Source organism: Deltaproteobacteria bacterium, from assembly GCA_020848905.1.
In the GTDB taxonomy this organism is placed as follows: Bacteria; Myxococcota_A; Polyangia.
In genome coordinates, this window is record JADLHG010000042.1 from 1 (window position 1) to 15,183 (window position 15,183).

Consider the following 15,183-nt stretch of genomic DNA (forward strand, 5'->3'; position numbering starts at 1 on the left):
ACACCGCGAACGCGATCGGTAACCTGGACTGTGACGCCGACCGCTCGACCTACCAGCTCCTCGGTAGCGTGGACGCCGAGTTCGGCGTGAACGCCAAGGGCCCGATCGTCTCGAACGAGATCGAGTAGCCTCCACCTCGGGGTTGTTCCCCGCTTTCCCCCGCCTCTGTCGTTCCTCTCCTTCCCCCACGGCATGATATCTTGCCGCTGATGCACGTCCTCTCACCTCGGCTTCGAGCCGCCCTGGCGGGCACCATCGCGCTCACCGCCGTGCCCCTCCTGGGCCTCACCGAGCAGGAACTGCTGACGCGCCGCCTGAGTGGTCTCTCGCGCGCCGGAGAGGCGTACTACCTGCCTCCGCCCGGGCTGCTTCGCGCCCTCTCGTTCGGCTACAACGAGGTGGCCGCGGATCTGGTCTGGGTGCGCAGCATCGCCTACTTCGCCGACCACCTGGTGACCGACCGCGACCTCCGGCACCTGCAGCGCTACCTGGACACCGTGCTGGCCCTCGACGACCGTTTCAAGGAGGTCTACCGCTACGGCTCGTCGATGCTCATGAGCCGCGGCGAGCGCCAGACCAACGAGGACGTCTGGGCCGCCATCTCGCTCCTCAAGCGGGCGAACGCGCTCTACCCCGGCGACTATCGTTTTGCGATGCACCTCGGCGCCTACTACATGTCGGATCTCCGGACCCGCTCCAAAGAGCAGCGCGCCGCGTGGCGACGCGAGGGGGCCGACTGGGTCCGGCGGGCGGCCCTCATCGGCGCCGATATCCCGTGGCTGCCGTCGCTGGCAGCCAAGATCTACAGCGAGCAAGGGCAACGGGAGCTCGCCATCCGGCACCTGCAGGAGATCTACCTGAACAGCCAGGATCCCGAGATGAAGGCTCAGATCGCCGCCAAGCTGCGGGGCCTTCAGGCGGCTCACCTGGCCGAGGAGTTGCGGACGCAGGCGGAGCGCTTCGAGCGCGCCCACCGCGAAAGCGGCCTCGGGTTCGTGCCGCCCGACCTCTTCGCGCTGCTCGAGCTACCGCCGCTCCTGCCCTTCTCGCTGCGGCCGGCCTCCGAGCCGCCCGCGTCCGCTCCGGCGGCACGGTAAGGCGTCTTCTCCGAGGGAAGGGCAGCCGCGCGGGCGAGAGCTCAGGGGGCGGTGGGAGAGTCGCGCAACGGCGTGGCGTGTACGAGGTCGAAGAAGCGCCGCCAGCGCACGCCGTTGGGCTGGCCGCTCGACCACCAGATGATGAGCGCCTTCCCCTTGATGTGGCTCCCCGGGACGAACCCCCATACGCGGCTGTCGTGGCTGTTGTCGCGGTTGTCGCCCATCACGAACACGTGGTCCTCGGGGACCTTGGTCGGCTTCATCTCCGACGGGAAGCCGCCAGTGTCCTGGATCACCCGGTAGCGCTGGGCGTCCTGCTCCTCGTCGAACGCGGCGCACTGGCGCACCTCGTAGTGGTCGGAGCCTTCTTCGGAGTCCGGGTAGCTGCAGGGGGCCTTGACCCCGACGCGCTGGATCGGCTTCTCGTTCACGTACACGTGGTTGTTCCGGACGGCGATCGTGTCCCCTCCGACCGCCACGATGCGCTTGATGAAGTCCTTGCTCTCGTCTTGCGGGAAGATGAAGACGATCACGTCCCCGCGATGGGGTTTGCGCGTGAAGAAGCGAAGGTTCGTCCAGGGGATGCGGATGCCGTAGGTGAACTTGTTGACGAAGATGTGATCGCCGACCTTCAGGGTCGGGATCATCGAGCCGCTCGGGATCTTGAAGGCCTCCACGACGAACGCGCGCAAGAGCAGCGCGACGAGCACCGCGACGCCGATGCTCTCCGCATACTCCCGCAGCGCGGACTTGCGGCCGAAGGCGAGGTGCTTGTCGAGGAGCTCGTCGAGGCGGTCGAGCCCCGCCCGGAGCTTGCCGTAGTGACCCTCTCGCCGGGCAGCGTCCACCTCGTCCGCGCCGCGCGCGACCTCGGCGGAGACCTCGGGCGTCAGGCGGCTCCCGTACTTGCGCAGCACGCGCCGGGTCTCCTTGACCAGCAGCCGCGCCTCGCGCACGGCGCGCCGCCGGCGGCTCCAGCGTGCGATCGGGTTGCCGGTCGGGTCGCGCCCCGCGGCTTCGTAGGCCACGATTAGTCCTCACCCAGCTTGAGCACGGCCAGGAAGGCCTCCTGCGGGATCTCGACCCTGCCGAATTGCTTCATCCGCTTCTTGCCTTCCTTCTGTTTCTCGAGGAGCTTCCGCTTGCGGGAGATGTCGCCGCCGTAGCACTTGGCGGTGACGTTCTTCCGCAGCGCCTTGACCGTGGTCCGCGCGATGACCCGCGAGCCCACCGCCGCCTGGATCGCCACCTCGAACATCTGCTGCGGGATGAGCTCCTTCAGCTTCCGGCAGAGGTCCCTGCCCCGGTAGTACGAGGTGTCCCGGTGACAGATGATCGCCAGCGCGTCGAGCGGATCTCCGTTCACGAGGACGTCCAGGCGGATCAGGTCGTTCGGCTTGAAGTCCGATAGCTCGTAGTCGTACGAGGCGTAGCCGCGGCTGATGCTCTTCAAGCGATCGTGGAAGTCGTGAACCACCTCGGCGAGGGGCAGCTCGTACTGCACGATCACGCGCGTCGCGCTCGGGTAGTTCATGCTGATCTGGGTGCCGCGCTTCTCCTCGCAGAGACCCAGAACCGCGCCGATGTGCTCGGGTGGGATGTGGATCGTGGCCTTGATGTACGGCTCCTCGACTCGGTCGAGTCGGCCCGCGTCCGGCAGGCGGGAGGGGTTGTCGATCTCGACCATCTTCCCGTCGATGGTGTAGCAGCGATACTTCACCGACGGAGCCGTCACCACGAGGTCCAGGTTGTATTCGCGCTCGAGGCGCTCCTGGACGATCTCCATGTGGAGCAGCCCGAGAAAGCCGCAGCGAAACCCGAACCCCAGAGCCACGGAGTTCTCCGGCTCGTAGGTGAAGGAGGCGTCGTTCAGGGCGAGCTTGCCGAGCGCGTCGCGCAGGGCGGGGTACTCTCCGGAGTCGGTGGGGTAGAGCCCGGCGAAGACGACGGGTTTGATCTCCTTGAAGCCCGGGAGCGGCGCGGCGCAGGGCCTGGCGTCGTGGGTCACCGTGTCGCCCACGCGCGCGTCGGCGATCTCTTTGACCCCGCCGACGATGATCCCCACCTCCCCCGCCTCGAGCGCGTCCACCTTCCGGTAGTGCGGCGTGAAGATCCCGAGCTCCTGGACGTCGAAGATCTTCCCCGTGGACCAGAGGCGGATCTTCTCGCCGGGGCGAATCACTCCCGACGTGACCCGGACGAGGGTCACGACCCCGCGGAAGGCGTCGTACCAGCTATCGAAGATGAGGGCGGCGAGCGGGGCGCTCCGATCGGCGTCGGGGGGGGGCATGCGGGCCACGATGGCCTCGAGCACGTCCCGGATCCCCTTCCCCTCCTTGGCGCTGATCGCTACGGCGTGGCTCGCGTCGAGGCCGATGATCTCCTGGATCTGCTCCTTGGCCGCCTCGGGGTCCGCGCTGGCCAGGTCCAGCTTGTTGAGCACCGGGACGACCTCCAGGTCGTTGTCGATCGCCAGGTACACGTTAGCCACGGTCTGGGCCTGCACCCCCTGCGTGGCGTCCACCACGAGGAGGGCCCCCTCGCACGCCGCAAGGCTGCGCGAGACCTCGTACTGGAAGTCCACGTGGCCGGGAGTGTCGATCAGGTTGAGCTGGTAGGTGTTGCCGTCGCTAGCCTTGTAGCTGAGGCGGACCGTCTGGGCCTTGATGGTGATCCCGCGCTCGCGCTCGAGGTCCATCTTGTCCAGGTACTGGTCCATGCGCTCCCGCTCGGACAACGCGCCGCAGGCGTCGAGCAGGCGGTCGGCAAGCGTGCTCTTGCCGTGGTCGATGTGGGCGATGATCGAGAAGTTGCGGATGAGCTCGGGGGCTGGCATGGGGCGTGACGGACGAAACGACGTAGGTCCTCAGGGCGTACGGGGCGGCGGGAAGCGGCGCCCGTTGTCGATCGCGCGCATACCATAGATGCGGCTGCACGCGTTGTCAATCCGGGGACTTGCATTGCGAGGGGGCATCGAGTAGCGTGTGGTGTTCACGCGGTCTGCTGTCGACTTCGTCTGCCCGACCGGTCGGAGGAGAGAAGCCATGCGAGCTGGAAGAACGGTTGTTGCGCTGCTGGGGTTCAGTCTGTTTGTGGGATGCAACGGGCAGCAGACCGCGGGGCCTCGGACCGGGCCTACGGGCCCCGACGTGGCCGGCGAGGATAAGTCCCGCTGCGACCCGACGGGCAAGCGAGAGGTCAAGCTGGACCTGAACCGGGACGACAAGGCGGACGTCTGGAACCTCTACAGCTCGCACAGCGAAGGGGGTTCGAAGGTGGACGTCCTGACGTGCAAGGCGGTCGACCTGAACTTCGACGGCCGGCGGGACCTCTGGAAGTACTTCGACGAGCGCGGCAACCTGACCATGGAGGAGATGGACCTCGACTTCGACGGGAAGGTGGACATGGTGACCATTCGCCGCGGCGGAAAGATCGTGCGGCAGGAGATGGACACCAACTACGACGGCAAGCCGGACATCTGGAAGCACTTCGAAGAGGAAGCGCTCGCCCGAGTGGATCGCGACAGCAACCACGACGGGAAGGTGGACTACTGGGAGTACTACGAGGGCGGGAATCTGGACCGCATCGGCTATGACAAGGACGGTGACGGCAAAGTGGATGTCTGGGACCGCGCGCCGGCCCCCGCGGCTCCGGCCGCCGCCGAGGCGAAGCCCGAGACGAAGGAGGGGGCCGAGCAGCCCCCCGCCAAGAGCGAGTAGCCGCTCCGCTCTGCCCGACCGACTCCCCGCCTGGCGCCTCGCCCCCCTCACGCTACCGAACGCAACGCGAGCCTCGCGGGACGCGCGCCCTACGGAGGCATGCCGATGGAACCCCTCTCTTGCTCCCGCACGGAGCGGTTCACGTGCAGGATCTTGTCCCGCGGACAGCCGTAGTCGAGGAGCCATTGCATGCGGGCCTGCGACGGCTCGGCGGCGTAGAGCTCGGCCGCCTTCACGTCGCAGTCGGGGTCGTCGGGACAGATGCGACGGGAGACGTCGTGGCGGCAGGCAGCGAAGCGCAGCTGGTCCGGTCGGTTGAGCGTCTGGAACTTCCCCTGTTGCGCCGCGCAGCCGGCCAGCAGCGCTCCCAGCCCCAGCGCGAGCGTTCGAAGCATCCCTTTCGATCGCATCCTCCCTCCTCCTTTGTCCATCCACGCGTCCGCGTCAGGCGTCACTGGGGTCGCGGCTTCACTCCGATCGCCTCGCAGAGGCGCGCCTCCTCGAGCCACATCCGGCGGGCCTCGGCCTTCCCGGCCTCGTGGTCGAGCCCGCGCAGGTGACAGAACCCGTGCACCAGCAGCCGAAGGAGTTCCCCCCCGGCATCTCCGGGCCGGGCCTGTCGCAGGGTCTGTGGGACCGAGACGATCACGTCCCCGAGCTGCGGCTCTCCTTCGTCGTCCGCGTGCCCCTCGGAGGACGTCGCGAGAGGGAACGAGAGCACGTCGGTCGTGCAATCCCTACCCCGGTAACGGGCGTTCAGGGCGCGCACGAACGCGTCGTCCGCAAGAAGGATGGACCACTCGCCGCTAGTTGATCCCGAGGCGGCGAATATCTGCGCTGCCCGGCGCTTGATCGTCGTACGATCCGTCGGACTCAGTAGTTTCCGAGCCTCCCCCACCACCCGGAGGCTCACCTTCCTGCGCGTCGTTCTTCGTTTCACCGCGTTCCGCCCGTTCGCTCTTGGCCGCCGTTCCCGCCCCCGCGGGGGCCTTGTCCTTCTTGTCCCGAGACTGCGCCGGCAGCGTGCCGCTCACGCGCTTGGTCTCCTCGCCCCGCCGATGGTGCGCGTCGTCGGCCTTCTCCCTCTGCCAGGGATAGGTGGGACGCTGGTGATAGATGCCCCGCAATACCTGGAGAAAGCTCTTCGCGATGGTGTGCAGGTCGCGCAGCGTCAGGTCGCAGTGGTCGAGCTGCCCGTCGGTGAACTTGGTGTTCGTGACCCGCTGCACGACACCCCGCAGGCGATCCTCGGTCGGTTCGGCGAGGCTGCGGGCCGCAGCTTCCACCGCATCGGCCAGCATGATCACCCCGGCTTCCCGGCTCTGCGGCTTCGGTCCCGGATAGCGGTAGTCCTCTTCCTGGATCTCCTCGTCGGTTTCCTTCTGTTCCTGCGCCTTGCGGTGGAAGTACTCGATGAGGGTGGTGCCGTGGTGCTGCACCGCCGTGCTGATGACGATCTCGGGCACGCGGTGTTCGCGCAGCATCTCGATCGTGTCGCGCACGTGGTTGCGGATGATGAGCGCGCTCATGGAGGGCTTGAGCCGCTGATGCGGGCTGTCGGCCGGGTTCTTGAAGTTCTCCCCGAAGTAGGCGGCGCTCTTCATCTTGCCCACGTCGTGGTAGTTGCACGCCACGCGCGCCAGCAGCCCGTTCGCACCGATCGCCTCGCAGGCGGCCTCGGAGAGGCTCCCCACCACCATGCTGTGGTGGTACGTCCCCGGCGCGCGCAGCATCAGCTCGCGCAGGAGCGGGTGGTTCAGGTTGGCGAGCTCGAGGAGCGTGACATCGGTGATGTAGCCGAAGAGCCATTCGAGAGCCGGCAGGAGCGCCAGCGCCGCGAAGCCGGCGAAGAGCCCCCCTCCGACGGCGAGTAGCATCGCATAAGCCACCTGCGCCGCGGCCGGCTGGGCCCCGGCCAGGGCCAGCGCGAGGGCCATCACGGCGCCCACGAGGCCCGAGGCGAGCCCTGCGCGTAGGAGCGCGCTACGGGACTGGATGCGCGCCACCGTGCCGGCGCCGATGAGGCCCGTCACCAGGTAATAGACGGTGAGGCCCAGGCTCCGTTCCAGCAGCAGCCCCGCGAGAGTGGCCAGGACGACGGTGAAGAGGGCCGCCGCCTCGGCGCCCACGAGCAGCCGCACCAGCATCGGGGCCGCAGCCAGCGGGACGAGGTAGGGGAAGAGCTGGAAGTCGCCGGCGCCGGGCTGGGCGCCGAGGATCATGGCGGCTCGGGCGAGCCCCAGGAAGGTCACCAGCAGGACTCCCATGGCCAGCAGGTCCCGCGGTTGCCAGAGGAAGCGCCGCATCTGCCGCACGGTGAAGCGCAGGACGACCAGCAGGAGGACCAGCACCAGGAGTCCGAGCGCGACCAGCGTGAGGTGCATCCGGCTCACGCCGCGATAAGCCGACTCCATGACCCCGATGATGCGCAGGTGCTCGGCGGAGAGCGGATCCCCGTCGCGCACGATGATCTGCCCCTTGACGAAGCTGACGGCTCGCGCCGTGACGCCCTCGCGCGCCTCTTCGCGGCGGTGACTCGTCTCTTCGGGGTTCGGCGTCAGGTTCGGCACGAGCAGGCTCTCGACGAGCGCGACGACGGCTCGACGCACGGGGGGCGAGAGCTTGGCCCCATGGATGTTCGCCTGCTGCCGGACCTGCTCGCGCAGTTGCTGGAGGTCGCGCAGCCGGTTGAATGTGGCGAGGCGCTCCTCGCCGCGGCTACTGCTGCGCCCGCCTACGAGGTGGCGAATGACGACCGGCGGCTGAAACGGGGCCAGTACGCCGCGATTCGCCACCACGAGCTGGTCCATGGCCGTGCTGGCCAGCACCACCAGGGTGGCCCGAACCTCGGCCGAGAAGTTGGAGCGGCGCAGGAGCTCGTAAGTCTCGGGGGAGACGCTCGTGTGCAGCGCGGCGGCGAAGCGCTTCGCGACGTCGCGTTCGTCGTCGAGGCGGGCCGTTCGTCCGGCCGGACCGGCGGCTCTGCGCCCCTCGCTCGTTCCTTCGCGGGCTGGGTCTGCGGTCGAACCGGCGTCGGTTCCCTCGGCAGCGGTCACCGCCTCGAAGGCCCGGTTGATGCGCGACAGAAGGATCGCCCCCATGTCCGCTTCGTGGTCGAAGACGGTCAGGACCCGAGCCGCCGCCTCCGCGCGCTTCCGTTCGAGCTGCGCGGCGCTCGGGTAGTAGTCGAAGTCGCGCGTGGCCTTGAGGTTCGTCTCCGCGCGGGCCCCGACCGAGAGCTTGTGTCCCACCGAGGGCGGCTCGTTCGAGAGGGGCGCCAGGAGCAGGACGATCCCGACCACCACGAGCCCGACGACCACGACCTGGACGGGACGCCGGCGCAACGCGGCGTCCAGCCACCCCATGAGGCGCCCCGGATCTGCCCTGACCCTCAGCTTGTTCGCTTCCGGTTGGCCTGAGGCCATCGGTGCTCTCCAGGGGCCTGATAGCCCCTCTGGGTCGTTTCAGACGACCCGAGACAGCGTCGCACGCCGCCACCCGCTCCCCTACTGTGGTGAATTACGTAGTCTTAAGGACCTTCCGGTAGACGTGGGCCTCCACGAAGACCGAGAACAGGGCTGCATCCAGTTTCCCCTGCCTCACCTCGTCTCCCAGGATGGCCAGCGCTGTCTCCGGCTCGAGGGCGGGTTTGTAAGGGCGATCGGCCGCCGTAAGCGCATCGTAGATGTCGGCGATCGTCATCATGCGGGCCTGCACGGGAATCTGGTCCCCGCACTTCCGCCGCGGATACCCCGTCCCGTCGAGCTTCTCGTGGTGGTCCCGCGCGATCTGGGGCACCTGCCGGAAGCCGCGACCCCACGGGATCGTGCACAGGAAGTTGTAGCTGTGGACCACATGCGACTCAATCTGGGCCCGCTCATCCTCGCTCAGACTCCCGCGCCGTATCCGGAGGCAGCGGAGCTCTTCGCCGGTCAAGTATGGCCGAACTACGCCCTTCGGGTCCAGGTACGTCTGTTGCGCAATCTCGTCGAGCAACGCCGCGCTCTCCGCGGGGAGCACCGTGGGGCGGTTGGAGCCTGCGATGATCTCCCAGCAGTGCTCCAAGTATCCATGTTGCTTCTGCAATAAGGCTTCCTGGGCCTCGAGCTGTTCCCCGAGGCGCCCCGTCCCCTGCAGCGACAGCTCCAGGCGGCGCCGAAGGCTCTCGCTCTTGAGCCACTCCCGCACGTAGTCGAAACGTAGCCGAATTTGCTCGAGATTCCACTCGTAAAGCTTGTGCGCCTTGACCAGCACCTGCTCGGGGACCCCCACCTTGCCGAAGTCATGCATCAGGGCGGCGTACTCGAGCTCCTTCAGGTTGTCGGGGCTGAACGAGAGCTCCGCGAGGGGCCCGAGGGTCACGCGGTCCACCGCCTCGGCCAGGCCGACGGTCAGGTTCGCCACGCGCCGCGAGTGACCGCTCGTCGGTGGATCTCGCGCTTCGATGGCCAGCACCGAGGCTTCCACGAAGCCTTCGAAGACCTCCCGCAGCTCGTTGTAGAGGAGCGCGTTGTCGAGGGCGATGGCGGCCTGGTAGGCCAGCGTCTTGCCGAGCTCGATGGAGCGCTCGTCGAAGGGGATCACCTGCCTCTCGAAGTCCTCGACGGTGCGTAGGCGGCTCGCCGGCTCGCGCTTCTTGTTGATGAGTTGGATCACCCCGATGACCGCATCCTGGTGGTTGATCATCGGGACCGTGAGGACCGAGCGCGTGTGATACCCCGTTCGGTCGTCGAAGCTCCGGTTATGCTCGAGTCCCAGTGGATTGTCTCGGGCCAGGGCGCCGAGGTCCGGGATGTGGATCACGCGGCGCGCGACCACCGCAGCCCCCACGATCGAGCGGCTCGAGATCTCCAGGGTGAAGGACTCGAAGTCCACCTCCACGGAGTCGTTCTGCGCCACCGCAAAGCGGAGGAGCTGGTCGTCGGGGCGGTCGGGGTGCGGAACCAGGATGTAGACGCTCCCCGCGTCGGCCCCCGAGATGTAGCGGCTCTTCTCGAGGATGAGGGCCAGAAGTCGGTGGATGTCGCGCTCGGAGCTGAGCGACGCGGCGATCGAGATGAGTTCCTCCACCTCGTAGCGGTACCGCTCCGTCACGCGGTCCCGCTCCACCGCGCGGGCCTGCATCGCGAGGAGGGCCATGGAATTGGTCAGCGAGGCCTCGAGAGCGTGCGCCGTCGTGGGGAGCGGAAGGCAGGCGAGGACCGCGCGCTGTCGCAGGGCCTGCAGGTCGTCCATCTCCCCTTCCCCTCCCAGGCAGACGAGGAGCGGCGGGCAGCGGCTGTTCCGGCCGAGCTCGGCGGTGACCCGCTGGGGGTCTCGCCACAGCGTGGGCGCCACGAGAAGGGCGGTGCCCGTGTCGCACCGGACCTCGACGAGCTCGCCGTCGGCGCGCAGCACCTCGTACGCGACGAAGCGCGGGTCGTCGTTCAGCGCCCCGGCGATGTCCATGATCGAGTGGATGCCCATGCGCCTCTCGCGTCCTCGCCCGATTGTACGCCTGTTCGGGGGCGGTCTACAGACGCGTGGGCTCGTCCGAGCCGGCGCGGCCGCGTCCCTCGTAGGCCTTGATGATCTTCTGCACCAGGGGATGTCGAACCACGTCCCGCTCGGTGAAGCGACAGAACGCAATCCCCTCGACCCCCGCGAGTAGGCGCTGCGCCTCGGAGAGGCCGCTCTGGGCGCCGGGCGGCAGATCGACCTGCGTCACGTCCCCGGTAACGACGGCCTTCGAGTCGAAGCCGAGGCGCGTCAAGAACATGAGCATCTGATCCCCGGTGGTGTTCTGCGCCTCGTCCAGCACCACGAAGGAGCCGTTCAGGGTGCGTCCGCGCATGAAAGCCAGCGGCGCCACCTCGATCTGCCCGCGGGCAATGAGCTGCTCCGCCCGGTCCAGCTCCATCATGTCGTGGAGGGCGTCGTAGAGCGGCCGCAGGTAGGGGTTCACCTTCTCGGCCAGGTCGCCGGGGAGGAACCCGAGCTTCTCGCCGGCCTCCACCGCGGGCCGGGTGAGAATGATCCGCTTCACCGCGCGTCGCTGAAGGGCCCCGACGGCCATCGCCATGGCGAGGTAGGTCTTGCCGGTCCCCGCGGGACCGATGCCGAAGACGATGTCGTGGCTGCGCATCGCGTCCACGTATTCCTTTTGCGCCAGGCTCTTCGGCAGGACGTTGGCCATGGAGGTGGCGAGGACCGTGTCCGTGAAGATGGCCTTCACGTTGACGCGCCCGTCCGCCTTGAGCACCCGGACGGCTTGCAGGAGCTGTTCGCGGCCGAGCGCGCGCCCCTTCTTCGCCAGCGCGTAGAGCTGTCCGAGCAGGGAGCTCGTCTGCTCGACGGCCTCCGGTGCGCCGACCACCGTCAACTCGTTGCCGCGCACGTGGATCTGAACGGCCAGCTCTCGTTCGAGGGCCTTCAGGTGCTCTCCGTTCGCGCCCGAGAGCTCGAGCAGCGCCGCGTTGTCGTCGAAGGCGATCTGGTCGCGCGCCGCAAGGGCGTCTTGCGGGTCGGCGGGGGACGTGGGTTCGCTCACCGGTCAGGACTCCTTCGTGGCGCTCGCCGCCCACGGCGACAGCGCCCGAGGACCAGCAAGCCGAGAAGCGAAAATGCGCCTGTCGCCGAGGGGGGAGCGGCGACGTCGCAGCTGCAGCCCTGTCCCGCTCTCTCCTTCCCTGCATCGACGCGGACCCCGCCGGCGTCCGCGGAGGGAGTCGACAGATCCGCGGAAGCCCGTGCGTCTCCGGCCGGCGCCGTGCCGTCAGCACTTGCCGCGTCGGCACGCGTTCCACCCTCGGGCGCGCCGCTCGCATCGCGCGTCGACGGTCCGGCGTCGGGGAGCAGCCCCACGCACGACTTGGGGCTCACGCCTCTCGGATCGACGCCGCCGTCCGTGCCGCAATCGTACGCCCCGTTGGTGGGATCCCAGCCGCATTTCGGGTTGCCCGCGCAGTCCATGGTCTGCAGCAGGTTGTTCTCGCAGAAGCGCAACCGCTCCCCGTCGCAGCAGCCTTCGTAGGAGACGCGGCCGCAGTTGCCGGTCGAGGTGCCCGCGTCGTGCCCGCCGCCGTCGGGGACAGCCCCGTCGGTGAGCACGCCGCAGGTGCGTGGGTTCTTCCCCGAGGGATCGGAGGTGGCCTGCTGGGCGCAGTCGTACCAGCCGTTCTGCCCGTCCCAGCCGCACTGGGGCTCGCCGCTGCAGTCCAGGGCCTCGAGCTTGCCCTGGCTGCTGCAGTACTTGAGGAGGTCCCCCTCGCAGCAGCCGGAGGCGCGGATGTTGCCGCACGAGGCCCGGGCGCAGCGGACGCTCTTCGGCGAGCAGCGCTCCTGGGCGTCGGCCTCGAGCTTGGCCCGCTGGCCGACGGGGAGCTGCATCGCGATGCAGTGCATCGCCCCACCCCAGCCGATGATCTCCTTGCTGTCGATCTTGGTCTGGGTCCAGCCGGGAAACGCAGCGGAGTAGGCCGCCAGGGCGGTAGCCTCACGGCTGGCCTCGTCGGAATAGACCGGAATGAGGAGCACCTTCTTGCTGCCGTCCGGGCTCGCGAGGGCGATCGAGTTGGTGTAGGTGCGCCAGATCTTGCCGGCGAAGCCCCCGTTGTTGTCGGGCATCGGGATGCGCGTCACCTTGACGGGTAGGCCCGTCCCCGTCGTCGCGGCGGCGAAGAGGGCGGCGTTCGCATCCAGGATGGCCTTGTTCCCGGCGTCCTGCGAGGAGGCGTACTCCCCGACGAGCACGCTGGCGTCCGGGCCGAACTTGGCGAACATGTCGATGTGCGTCGTTCCCTCCCCCTTGAGGGGGGTCGGAAAGAGCGTCTTCTTGCACCCGAGGTAGTCCTTGAAGACCTGCTCCACGGCGCTCTGCGTGAACTGGAGATTGAACCAGAGCACCCCTTTGCTCGCCGCGCAAAGGCCGTCGCTCGTGGTCATGAAGTTCCCCGGTTCGAAGTCGAGGTCGGGGCGAAAGACGTTCACCCCCCAGGCGGCGGCGAGGTCGGTCGGCACGACGTCGTCCAGAACGCGCGTGTGGAAGTATCGGAAGTCCACGAACGAGACCTTGGGGGCGGCGGCGTCGCCGACGATGGCGAGCGGCCCCGAGTCGCGGACCCAGATGCTGCTCATCGCGTGCTGGAACCACCCCACGCGCGTCGCGTCGGCGGGATTCAGGCCCGCCGCCACGAGCTCCTGCTCGAGCCGGGCCTTGTGGGCCGCGTCTTCGTGCACCAGGATCACGGGCACGACGCCCCACGCCCCCTTGACCATCTCCCGGTAGATCGCGTCGCGGGAGGGTCCGAGGCCGGTCTGCCACTGGAGGAGGTAGGCCTGACTGGGGTCGTGCTCGGCCGGGGCGCGCACGCCCGGGGTCGCCGGCGCATTCGTCACGTAGAAGCGAGCCAGGTTGTTGCGCCGGTAGTCGTCGAACTGATCGATGTGCGCGAGCCCCTTGCCGGAGGCGGCCTGGAAGAGCCGTTCGACGGTGCGCTCCGCGGCGGTCTTCCACTTGGGGAGCACTGGGCGTCTTCCGGAGGTTCGAAGGAGCTCGGCGCCGCGAGGGAGTCGTCGGGCCCCCTCGTCGGCCGGGGATACGGCGCGGAGCGGTTCGCCTGCCGCGGCGCGCGAGCGCGGGGCGCGGGAGGTGTCGTTTCGGGAGCTGCAAGCGCCGACGGCCACGCTCGCGACGAGGGCCGGAGCGACCCAAAGGTGTCGCTGGCGTCGCGTCTTCATGCAAGCTCCTCCGTGCATGCTCCAGGGCTCGCGGGGCTGGGGCGCCCCTTGACGGTCGAGGGGAGGCAATGTAGCAGAAGGTTTCCGGCCGGCAAGCGCCGGATCGCGGCCCGCGCGGAGCCTTCGACGCGGCGGGGCGCGACACCGCGGAAGCTCCTCCATGACCCACAGATCCGAAGCCCTGGGAACACCGGGGACCCTGCCCTGGCTCGAGACCATCATGCGCCGACTCCTCGCCCCCGACGGCTGCCCGTGGGACCGCGAGCAGACCCTCGCCAGCCTGAAGCCCTTTCTCCTCGAGGAGTGCTACGAAGTGCTGGACGCGATCGACGAAGGCGACGGGGACCATCACACCGAGGAGCTTGGGGACCTGCTCTTCCAGATCGTGTTCCAGGCGGAGCTCGCGGGGCGCTCGCTCGAGGAGGTCATTCGGGGGATCGGGGAGAAACTGATCCGGCGGCACCCGCACGTCTTCGGCGAGACGCGGGTACGCGACACGGAGGAGGTGCTCGCCAACTGGGAACGGCTCAAGGCCGAGGAGCGGACCTCGCCGCGTCCCACGCTGGCGGGCGTTCCACGCGCCATGCCGGCGCTCCAGCGGGCCTACGAGCTCTCACGCAAGGCGGCCAAGGCGGGGTTCGAATGGCCTGACGCGGGGGCCGCGCGGCGCAAGGTGGACGAGGAGCTCGGCGAGGTGGACGCTGCGCTCGCCGAGGGCGATGCCGACGAGGTTCGGGCGGAGCTCGGGGACCTGCTCTTCGCCGTGGCGGTGTGGGGCCGCAAGCTGGGCGTCGAGCCGGAGGAGGCGCTGCGCGAGGCGGGGGCCCGCTACGAGCGACGCTTCACCCGGATGGAGGCCGAGCTCGGCGCGGAGGGCAAGGCCATGCAGTCGTGTTCGCTCGACGAGCTTCTCGCGCGGTGGGCTCGGGCCAAGGGGGGGCCGGCGGTCTAGAACGCCGAGGTGACGGCGGGTCACCAGCGATGTCCTACGTGGCCGTCGCTGCGCCCACGAAGCCGGCAATTCGGGCGCGGCGCTACTTGTCTCCCGGTGGCCGATACTTGATCGACGCCGCCTTCTTCAAGGCAGCGAGCGTCTCCTCGACCGTCATCAATGGGGTCGTCTGCAGCGAACTCAGCGCTCCGCCCGCGTTTATCGCGAGCGCCGCCGCGGCCATCGACACGTTATCCGGAGCCTCCCACAAGTTGTATCCCTCATGCTCGCCGAAGGCATACCAAAAACCGTGCAGCTTCCCGCCGACGGCTTCGATGTACTGCTTCGCTGCCGCTCGGCGGTCCTCGGGGTTCTTGATGAGCTTCGCCCAGGTTGCCGGTGTGTAGCTGAATCGGCTCAGGTAGATCGGCATCGGTGTTCCTCCTTCCACGTGATCTCGGCGGTATCCCGCCTCCGAGGTCTCTGGCGGGCGCTCTGCGCGTCTGCACCCTGACATCGCCAGCCCGACAGCCGCGCTGACGCTCATGAAGTCACGGCGAGTCACTTTGCTCATGGACCCCTCCTGGTCGAGCATACGGTGTTCCCATCGGCGAAGGGGACTGGTCAGCCTGGACCTCCCGCTGGGGCTGGTCAAGCTCGCTCGCTCACGCCCGCGCGACGGCCGCGCGGCAGACAGCGTGGCGTCGCGGTAGGCTTC

At 68.6% G+C, this 15,183-nt stretch carries 12 protein-coding genes; 3 read left to right on the plus strand and 9 right to left on the minus strand.

Annotated elements, in window-relative coordinates; all coding sequences use genetic code 11:
* Nucleotides 1-209: 209 nt before the first annotated feature.
* A complete protein-coding gene (locus IT371_17160) occupies nucleotides 210-1,097 on the plus strand; it encodes a hypothetical protein (GenBank protein ID MCC6749396.1) in 888 nt (295 codons plus the stop codon).
* Nucleotides 1,098-1,138: 41 nt separating this feature from the next.
* Here IT371_17160 and lepB read toward each other — a convergent pair whose 3' ends face one another.
* Nucleotides 1,139-1,945: a signal peptidase I gene (gene lepB, locus IT371_17165; protein ID MCC6749397.1), complete on the minus strand. Its 807-nt coding sequence runs from the start codon at nucleotides 1,943-1,945 to the stop codon at nucleotides 1,139-1,141.
* A gap of 182 nt (nucleotides 1,946-2,127) precedes the next feature.
* On the minus strand, nucleotides 2,128-3,933 hold the full coding sequence (lepA, locus tag IT371_17170; protein ID MCC6749398.1) for an elongation factor 4: 1,806 nt from the start codon (nucleotides 3,931-3,933) through the stop codon (nucleotides 2,128-2,130).
* 208 nt (nucleotides 3,934-4,141) lie between these two features.
* On the opposite strand from lepA, the gene IT371_17175 reads away from it, so the two are divergent.
* Nucleotides 4,142-4,816 carry a hypothetical protein gene (locus IT371_17175; GenBank protein ID MCC6749399.1) on the plus strand — a complete coding sequence of 225 codons (675 nt, stop codon included), beginning with the start codon at nucleotides 4,142-4,144 and terminating at the stop codon, nucleotides 4,814-4,816.
* Between the two features lie 89 nt (nucleotides 4,817-4,905).
* Here IT371_17175 and IT371_17180 read toward each other — a convergent pair whose 3' ends face one another.
* The 6 genes from IT371_17180 to IT371_17205 all read right to left on the minus strand — a co-directional run bounded on the left by IT371_17180 (nucleotide 4,906) and on the right by IT371_17205 (nucleotide 13,534).
* Nucleotides 4,906-5,226: a hypothetical protein gene (locus tag IT371_17180; GenBank protein ID MCC6749400.1), complete on the minus strand. Its 321-nt coding sequence runs from the start codon at nucleotides 5,224-5,226 to the stop codon at nucleotides 4,906-4,908.
* A 41-nt stretch (nucleotides 5,227-5,267) separates the two neighbouring features.
* The gene (gene ybeY, locus IT371_17185; GenBank protein ID MCC6749401.1) at nucleotides 5,268-5,714 is read right to left on the minus strand and encodes an rRNA maturation RNase YbeY; all 447 of its coding nucleotides are present in this window, start codon (nucleotides 5,712-5,714) and stop codon (nucleotides 5,268-5,270) included.
* On the minus strand, nucleotides 5,623-8,241 hold the full coding sequence (locus IT371_17190) for an HDIG domain-containing protein (protein ID MCC6749402.1): 2,619 nt from the start codon (nucleotides 8,239-8,241) through the stop codon (nucleotides 5,623-5,625). Before IT371_17190 ends, ybeY begins: the two co-directional genes overlap by 92 nt.
* Nucleotides 8,242-8,335: 94 nt before the next feature.
* A complete protein-coding gene (locus IT371_17195; GenBank protein MCC6749403.1) occupies nucleotides 8,336-10,282 on the minus strand; it encodes a GAF domain-containing protein in 1,947 nt (648 codons plus the stop codon).
* A gap of 46 nt (nucleotides 10,283-10,328) precedes the next feature.
* Nucleotides 10,329-11,345 (minus strand): PhoH family protein, encoded by a 1,017-nt coding sequence (locus IT371_17200; GenBank protein MCC6749404.1) that lies wholly within the window; start codon nucleotides 11,343-11,345, stop codon nucleotides 10,329-10,331.
* The gene (locus IT371_17205) at nucleotides 11,342-13,534 is read right to left on the minus strand and encodes an agmatine deiminase family protein (protein MCC6749405.1); all 2,193 of its coding nucleotides are present in this window, start codon (nucleotides 13,532-13,534) and stop codon (nucleotides 11,342-11,344) included. The genes IT371_17200 and IT371_17205 overlap by 4 nt, the downstream gene beginning before the upstream one ends.
* Nucleotides 13,535-13,694: 160 nt before the next feature.
* Between IT371_17205 and mazG the strand changes: the two genes are divergently transcribed.
* On the plus strand, nucleotides 13,695-14,486 hold the full coding sequence (gene mazG, locus IT371_17210; protein ID MCC6749406.1) for a nucleoside triphosphate pyrophosphohydrolase: 792 nt from the start codon (nucleotides 13,695-13,697) through the stop codon (nucleotides 14,484-14,486).
* Nucleotides 14,487-14,568: 82 nt separating this feature from the next.
* Here the strand turns inward: mazG and IT371_17215 are convergent, their stop codons facing one another.
* On the minus strand, nucleotides 14,569-14,898 hold the full coding sequence (locus IT371_17215; protein ID MCC6749407.1) for a GYD domain-containing protein: 330 nt from the start codon (nucleotides 14,896-14,898) through the stop codon (nucleotides 14,569-14,571).
* Between the last annotated feature and the right edge of the window lie 285 nt (nucleotides 14,899-15,183).

Excerpts from the sequence above, each read along its gene's own strand:
- IT371_17160 (MCC6749396.1), top strand. The coding sequence starts at position 210 with ATGCACGTCCTCTCACCTCGGCTTCGAGCCGCCCTGGCGGGCACCATC.
- lepA (MCC6749398.1), bottom strand. The coding sequence starts at position 3,933 with ATGCCAGCCCCCGAGCTCATCCGCAACTTCTCGATCATCGCCCACATC.
- IT371_17175 (MCC6749399.1), top strand. The coding sequence starts at position 4,142 with ATGCGAGCTGGAAGAACGGTTGTTGCGCTGCTGGGGTTCAGTCTGTTT.
- IT371_17180 (MCC6749400.1), bottom strand. The coding sequence starts at position 5,226 with ATGCGATCGAAAGGGATGCTTCGAACGCTCGCGCTGGGGCTGGGAGCG.
- IT371_17190 (MCC6749402.1), bottom strand. The coding sequence starts at position 8,241 with ATGGCCTCAGGCCAACCGGAAGCGAACAAGCTGAGGGTCAGGGCAGAT.
- IT371_17195 (MCC6749403.1), bottom strand. The coding sequence starts at position 10,282 with ATGGGCATCCACTCGATCATGGACATCGCCGGGGCGCTGAACGACGAC.
- IT371_17205 (MCC6749405.1), bottom strand. The coding sequence starts at position 13,534 with ATGAAGACGCGACGCCAGCGACACCTTTGGGTCGCTCCGGCCCTCGTC.
- mazG (MCC6749406.1), top strand. The coding sequence starts at position 13,695 with ATGACCCACAGATCCGAAGCCCTGGGAACACCGGGGACCCTGCCCTGG.
- IT371_17215 (MCC6749407.1), bottom strand. The coding sequence starts at position 14,898 with ATGCCGATCTACCTGAGCCGATTCAGCTACACACCGGCAACCTGGGCG.